General features: G+C 46.2%; 7 protein-coding genes. 2 read left to right on the forward strand and 5 right to left on the reverse strand.

The window, feature by feature from the left end; all coding sequences use genetic code 11:
- Positions 1-207 precede the first annotated feature (207 nt).
- Positions 208-2145, forward strand: coding sequence for an ABC-F family ATP-binding cassette domain-containing protein (locus E2626_RS12115; RefSeq protein ID WP_134382027.1), 1938 nt, complete (start codon positions 208-210; stop codon positions 2143-2145).
- A gap of 139 nt (positions 2146-2284) precedes the next feature.
- Complete coding sequence (locus E2626_RS17240; RefSeq protein WP_166786815.1) at positions 2285-2536, forward strand: hypothetical protein; 252 nt, start codon at positions 2285-2287, stop codon at positions 2534-2536.
- Positions 2537-2789: 253 nt separating this feature from the next.
- On the opposite strand, the gene E2626_RS12120 is transcribed toward E2626_RS17240, so the two are convergent.
- From E2626_RS12120 to tsaE, 5 genes are all read right to left on the reverse strand, one after another.
- On the reverse strand, positions 2790-4073 hold the full coding sequence (locus tag E2626_RS12120; RefSeq protein WP_244094313.1) for an MFS transporter: 1284 nt from the start codon (positions 4071-4073) through the stop codon (positions 2790-2792).
- Positions 4074-4176: 103 nt separating this feature from the next.
- Positions 4177-5184 carry a tRNA (adenosine(37)-N6)-threonylcarbamoyltransferase complex transferase subunit TsaD gene (gene tsaD, locus E2626_RS12125; protein ID WP_134382028.1) on the reverse strand — a complete coding sequence of 336 codons (1008 nt, stop codon included), beginning with the start codon at positions 5182-5184 and terminating at the stop codon, positions 4177-4179.
- Positions 5174-5629, reverse strand: a complete 456-nt coding sequence (gene rimI, locus E2626_RS12130; RefSeq protein ID WP_134382029.1) for a ribosomal protein S18-alanine N-acetyltransferase — start codon at positions 5627-5629, stop codon at positions 5174-5176. Before rimI ends, tsaD begins: the two co-directional genes overlap by 11 nt.
- Positions 5622-6320: a tRNA (adenosine(37)-N6)-threonylcarbamoyltransferase complex dimerization subunit type 1 TsaB gene (gene tsaB / locus E2626_RS12135; protein ID WP_134382030.1), complete on the reverse strand. Its 699-nt coding sequence runs from the start codon at positions 6318-6320 to the stop codon at positions 5622-5624. The genes rimI and tsaB overlap by 8 nt, the downstream gene beginning before the upstream one ends.
- On the reverse strand, positions 6317-6772 hold the full coding sequence (gene tsaE / locus E2626_RS12140; RefSeq protein ID WP_134382044.1) for a tRNA (adenosine(37)-N6)-threonylcarbamoyltransferase complex ATPase subunit type 1 TsaE: 456 nt from the start codon (positions 6770-6772) through the stop codon (positions 6317-6319). The genes tsaB and tsaE overlap by 4 nt, the downstream gene beginning before the upstream one ends.
- Positions 6773-6966 lie beyond the last annotated feature (194 nt).

Here is a 6966-nt window from a genome sequence, read left to right on the forward strand (position 1 = left end):
CGTAGATCAGACGCCGGGATATTAAAGTCCAAACTATATATATGTCACAACAAATTCCTTTTAAATACAATCCAAGTTCCTATTGTATCATACACCATTACGGTATCCGGTTGCAAAGTCTGCAGCATTTACACAATAGCATCCGATTGCTTATCATCACGCGGATACGATACACTTATATAAGGAAGAAAACGAGGTGAAAAGCAGATGATTTTACTGCAGGTCAATAATCTCTCCAAGTCATTTGGCGCAGAAGAGATTCTTTCAAATATAAAATTAGAAGTCCAGACCAAAGACCGGATTGCACTTGTCGGCCGGAATGGTGCCGGTAAGTCAACACTATTGAAAATCATCGCTGGTCAGCTTTCTCATGATGGCGGCGATTTGAATAAGCCTAAAGGCGTTTCGATCGGCTACCTTGAACAGCATAGCGGACTCGAATCAGAGCTGTCGATCTGGGAAGAAATGATGAGTGTTTTTGATTATTTAAAAGTGATGGAAAAAAGGCTGCGTGAAGCGGAGCAGCAGATGGCTGACCCTGAAGTGTACGAAAACGAGGAAAGCTATAACCGGATTATGACTGAATATGATGAATTGCAGGTTCATTTCAAGGACGCCGGTGGTTATCAGTATGAATCGGATATCAGAACGGTCCTCCACGGGCTCCGTTTTCAGTCATTTGATTATGACACACCGATTTTCACATTGAGCGGTGGACAGAAAACCCGCCTGGCACTCGGTAAATTGCTGCTGACAAAACCTGACGTCATGGTTCTTGATGAGCCGACCAACCACCTGGATATTGATACGCTCAGCTGGCTGGAGTCTTATCTGCAGGGTTACCCTGGCGCAATTTTGATCGTGTCCCATGACCGCTACTTTTTAGATAAAATCGTGAATCAGGTTGTTGAGATCTCCCGCAGACGCTCAAAGAAGTTTCACGGTAACTACAGCCGCTACCTGGACCAGAAAGCGCTCGACTATGAACGTGAAATGAAGGAATTTGAAAAGCAGCAGGAAGAAATTGCGAACCTAGAAGACTTTATTGCGCGTAACCTTGTCCGTGCTTCTACTACTAAGCAGGCACAGAGCCGCCGTAAAAAACTGCAGAAGATGGATAAGATGGACCGTCCAAAAGGTGATGAAAAATCAGCCAGCTTTGGCTTTTCGATTGACCGTCAAAGCGGGAATGATGTTCTGAAACTGCAGGACCTTTCAGTTGGCTATGACACACCTGTATCGCAGCATATCAATGCAGCTGCAACTCGGGAAGACAGCATTGCGCTGATCGGACCAAACGGTGTGGGGAAGTCCACCCTTTTAAAAACGATTGTGAAAAAGCTGCCTGCATTGGCCGGTCAGATTCAATACGGATCAAATGTCAGCATTGGCTATTATGATCAGGAACAGGCTGAGCTCCATTCCAATAAAACTGTGTTAAACGAGTTATGGGATGACTACCCGATGAAGAATGAAAAGGATATCCGCACCGTACTTGGCAACTTCCTCTTTTCGGGGGATGATGTGATCAAATCGGTAGCGACTTTAAGCGGTGGCGAAAAAGCGCGTCTCGCACTGGCAAAGCTGATGATGCAAAAGTCGAACCTGCTGATTCTCGATGAGCCGACCAACCACCTTGATCTCGACAGTAAAGAGATTCTGGAAAACGCGCTCATCGATTATCCGGGCACCATTCTGTTTGTCTCGCATGACCGTTATTTCATCAACAGACTTGCAACGAAAGTACTTGAGCTTTCAACAGATGGCAGTACAGAGTACCTTGGAGACTATGATTATTATATTGAGAAAATCAATGAACAGGCTGAGCTCGCGGCGATAGAAGAACGTGAGCGTTTAGAGAAAGCGCCGGCATCTGAAAAGCCTACAGACAAATCGGCCTTTGCGCTTGATAAAGAAAAGCAGAAAGCTGAGCGAAAAAAACGAAGACGGTTAGAGGAAATTGAGCTTCGGATAACTGAGCTTGAAAGTACGATTGAAGAACATGAAAACCTGTTGTGTGACCCGGAAATCTTCCAGGATCACGAGCGTGTGATGGAATCGAACCAGGCCATTGAACAGGCGAAAACAGAGATGGATCAGCTGCTTGAAGAGTGGGCTGAGCTTGAAGAGGAATTGAGTGAATGAATGGGCAGGAATCCTTTGGGGTTCCTTTTTTTTGTTTGTCAGCGTGTGGTTCAGGAGATTGTGTCATTAGGCCTAGCTCCCGGCCAGCGTGCTATGCTATGTCTTGCTGGAAAAGACGAGGTTCGGAGAATAAACGGTCATGTTCGTAGAAAAACTCGGCTTCTTCGTAGAAAAACATCGCATGTTCAAAGGTCAACTGACCCTGTTCGGAGAAAAATCAAAGTGTTTCTTAGAATATTGTGATTTAGCCTATTCGCCCGCCCTGCAATATCGCCCTAAAATTCAGCAACATTTTTCACAAACTCCTGAGCCCGGACATCTTAATCCTACCCTAATCCCCCTTATTCTCACCCATTCTTCCATATCCGAAATATCTGTCAATTGTGAATAACTTTTTGCTTATATTTGTGTGAAAATTGCAAATGAATTGTGTATAGAGTGTGAAATTAATGTTACAGAATGGTTACAACACACAGAGTTATGCACACTACACACAGCGAATTCATGCTTTTCAACAGAGTTATGCACACTATGCACAGGGTTGTACACAATTATCAACATTATCCACAGGAAAAGACACACTGAGTTATATACAGACCTCTTTACACTTATCAACAACTTATCCACAGAAAAACTCAGCTTTTTTACAACTGAGTTTCATTTCTCATCGTTTTTGAACCTCGTGCCCAAAAGATCAACGGAATCAATATCAGCGACAGCAGTCCTCCCCACAATGAAAGCATTGAAAAACTTGAAGCTCCTACAACCATTCCGGAAAGTGCTCCGCCTGCCGCTCCAGATAATGCAATAAAAACATCAACTGATCCCTGCGTTTTTGCTCTCACTGATGGGTGTGTCGCATCAACAATTGTTGCAGTGCCACTGATCAGACCGAAATTCCAGCCTAACCCCAACAGCATCAGTGCCACAATCATTCCTGTCAGCGACTCTCCCGGCGCAAATGCACCTACGACACCAGCCGCAAGCAGCGTGACGCCTGAAGCTGCAGCCATGAATGTACGCCCAAGTTTATCTACCAGTACACCTGTCACTAAAGACGGAAGGTACATCGCTGCAATATGCAGGCCAATGACAAGACCAACCGCATTTAAATCGTGACCATGATGCCCCATATGAACCGGCGTCATTGTCATCACAGCAACCATCACTATCTGCGTCAGCACCATAACGATTGCACCGGTAATGACACCTCTTCTTTTCAAACCCGACACGTCAAACTGATCAATTGCAACACTTTCATCTTTTACAGATTCTGATAGCGCCCTTGCGATAAGCAGCGGATCAGGCTTTAACATGATGAATAATACTAGTCCAGCAGTAATATAAGCCGCTGCCGCTAAAATAAACGGACCGCCAAGCGCCGGGACGCCGATGGATTCAGCAAATCGTCCCATCACCCCTACAAGATTTGGTCCGGCAACAGCACCAAATGTTGTAGACACCATCGCGATGCTGACGGCAGTCGCACGCTGCTTATCATTCGCCAGATCCGTCCCGGCATATCTCGCCTGAAGATTGGTTGCAGTGCCTGCCCCGTAGATCAACAGTGAAATCAATAACAGCGGAACATTATCCAGCACAGCAGCACCGACAACACCGAGCGCACCGATGCCTCCTGTAATAAATCCTGCACCAAGTCCGACCCGTCTTCCAGCTTTTTGCGACAGTCTCCCTACTAAAAGCGCAGCACCTGCAGATCCAAGCGTGAATAGCGCTACCGGAAGTCCGGCAAAGCTATCCGTCCCGAGCATATCCTGCGCAAGCAGCGCACCGACTGTTATACCCGCCGCAAGTCCTGCACCACCGAAGATTTGTGACAGCACAACAACCCACAATGTTTTCTTGTAAAGTTGTGCACGTTTTTCCTCACTGTTTATGTATTCCTGTATAACCTGATCATTGTTCATGCACAACCGCTCCATTTCATCATTCGCTGACTGTATTGTACGTTTACATTCACTAAAATACAACGCAAAAAGACGCCTGCCCTGATCAGCAGACGCCTTACATTTATAACATCAGTCCCGGATTCGCATTCATCGCCAATGTTGAGCGTTTCCCCTGCTCATACATCACTGTACCTGCAGCCGCAATCATCGCTGCGTTATCCGTACACAATGACAACGGCGGAATCACAAGCTCTACGTCACTCGTCTCAAACATCTCTGTCAAACGCGTCCGCAGTCCTTTGTTAGCAGCGACGCCTCCAGCAAGCAACAGTTGTTTCACATCATACTCTTCAACCGCACGCTTCGCTTTCTCTGTCAGCACTTCCACAACGCTCTCCTGAAAGCTAGCAGCAAGATCCTTCACATCGATCTCTTCACCACGCTGTTCTGCATTATGAAGCGTATTAATCACAGCAGACTTTAACCCGCTGAAGCTGAAATCGTACGAACCTTCCTCAAGCCACGCTCTCGGTAACTTCACAGAAGGTGTCCCCTCATGAGCAAGACGGTCAATATGAGGTCCACCCGGATAAGGCAGTCCAAGCGTTCTCGCCACTTTATCATATGCCTCACCCGCAGCATCATCACGCGTCTCACCAATCACTTCAAAAGAACCGTGTTCCTTCATTAATACAAGTTCAGTGTGACCACCCGACACTACCAGTGATAACAGCGGAAACTTCATTTCTTCTATTAAACGGTTCGCATAGATATGCCCCGCGATATGATGAACGCCTATCAAAGGTTTCTGATGAGCAAAAGCCATTGCTTTAGCAGCATTTACTCCTATAATTAAGGCACCTACAAGTCCGGGACCTTCTGTAACAGCAATGGCATCAATCTCATCCATTGTTACGTCAGCCTTTTCCAAAGCTTCCTCCACCACAATCGTCATCTGTTCTACATGATGACGGGAAGCAATCTCAGGTACCACACCGCCAAAACGCTTATGACTTTCAATCTGTGAAGCGACTACATTCGAAACGATTTCCGTTCCATTTCTCACAACAGATGCAGCAGTCTCATCACAGCTCGTCTCAATTCCTAAAATCAACGTTTCACTGCTCATTTAACTTCACCCACATGACCAATGCATCCTCTCCATTATCTGAATAATAATTCTTCCTGATGCCGCCTTTTGAAAAACCAAGCCCTTCATACAGTGACTGGGCAATATGATTACTTACTCTCACTTCAAGCGTCATCATCGTTGCCCCTTCTGAACGGAGCATGTCCATTACTTTCACCATCATTTTCTTACCAAGCTGGTGCCCCCTCAGTTCAGGCACAACAGCTACATTTGTAATATGCGCCTCATCCATCACAAGCCAAAGCCCGCAATAACCTGCAATCTTCCCATCCACTTCAAGCAGCAGGTACTTCGCAAACTGATTAATCGTCATCTCATTTTCAAACGCTTCCCGACTCCACGGTGAACTGAAAGAAGCTTCCTCTACGGCAAGCACTCCATCAATATCACCATACGTCATCCAGCGAAAGCGGATCTCATCCATTCTTCTTTTCCTGCTCTTTCAGCCAATTTGATTCCGCTTCTGCCAGACGGATATAATTCGGCACAAAACCATGCGCATCCTCATCCGGCAATCCTTCAGCATGCTTCGCCATCACAGCAGCACTCGGAAATGCCTCTTCTGTCGAAACATGATATGCCCTCTCACCAAGTACCGACTGAATCTCTTCCCAGAACACTTCCACATCAGCACCCGTGAACAACACATTCTCTTCACGCTCAGCTAGATGTGTGAGCCATTCACTCATTGCCATATTGCGATCCTCTTCAAGCGTCTGCCAACCGTCTTGATACTCATAAAGCCCGGTATAAACATTACCTCTCCGCGCATTCATCAGGGGCACAACAACCCCATCAAAATACTTTCCAGGCCACGCAAGACTAAGCAGACTCGACACACCTACAATCGGTATCTTTAATGACCAGGCCATAGTCTTAGCCAATGTCACACCAATTCTCACACCTGTATATGAACCAGGTCCTTTTGCTACAACAATGCGGTCTAAAGCGCCCGGCTTTAAATCAAGCGAACCCAGCAGCTCCTCTACCGCACTCATCGCCTGCAGCGAATGATTTCTCTTTATATTAATCAGCTTCTCACCCATCACCGCACCATCCTTCATGACAGCAAGCGACAGCGGCTGATTCGACGTATCCATTGCAAGTACAATCATTCTAAAATCTCCTCACATAACGATTCATAACGTCCGCCACGCGGCACAAGCTCAAATCTTCTGGACGCCTCATCTATATAGTAGATAAACATCTCAAGTCTTTCTTCAGGCAGCTGATCCGCAATCAAATGCGCCCACTCAACCACACAAACGCCATCCCCATTAAAATATTCATCAAATCCAAGATCCTCAAACTCATTCTCCACACGATACACATCCATATGGTAAAGCGGCAGTCTCCCCTGGTATTCCTTCATTATAGTAAAAGTCGGGCTGTTCACCGTTCTTTTAATGTCAAGCCCCTTAGCAAGCCCTTTTGTAAATGTTGTCTTCCCTGCGCCAAGATCGCCTTCAAGCGTCAGCACATCTCCTGCCTGCAACAGCGCACCCAGCTTTTCTGCAAATTCAGCAGTCTCTTCAGACGAAGAAGATCTCCATTCAAATGTCTTCAATCTATTCACCCCGCCGTTCTATATCAATAAAAAAGACTCACCCGCATGGAGTCAGTCCGTCAGTTCATCTATAAGTTTACACGAAAAAGTTTAGTCTTTAAACAAAAAAATAACCATGACCAGTGTCATGGAAAACGTTATGGCGGTCCCGACCGGGATCGAACCGGCGATCTCCTGCGTGACAGGCAGGCATG

The sequence above is a fragment of the Jeotgalibacillus salarius genome (genome assembly GCF_004405125.1).
GTDB lineage: Bacteria > Bacillota > Bacilli > Bacillales > Jeotgalibacillaceae > Jeotgalibacillus > Jeotgalibacillus salarius.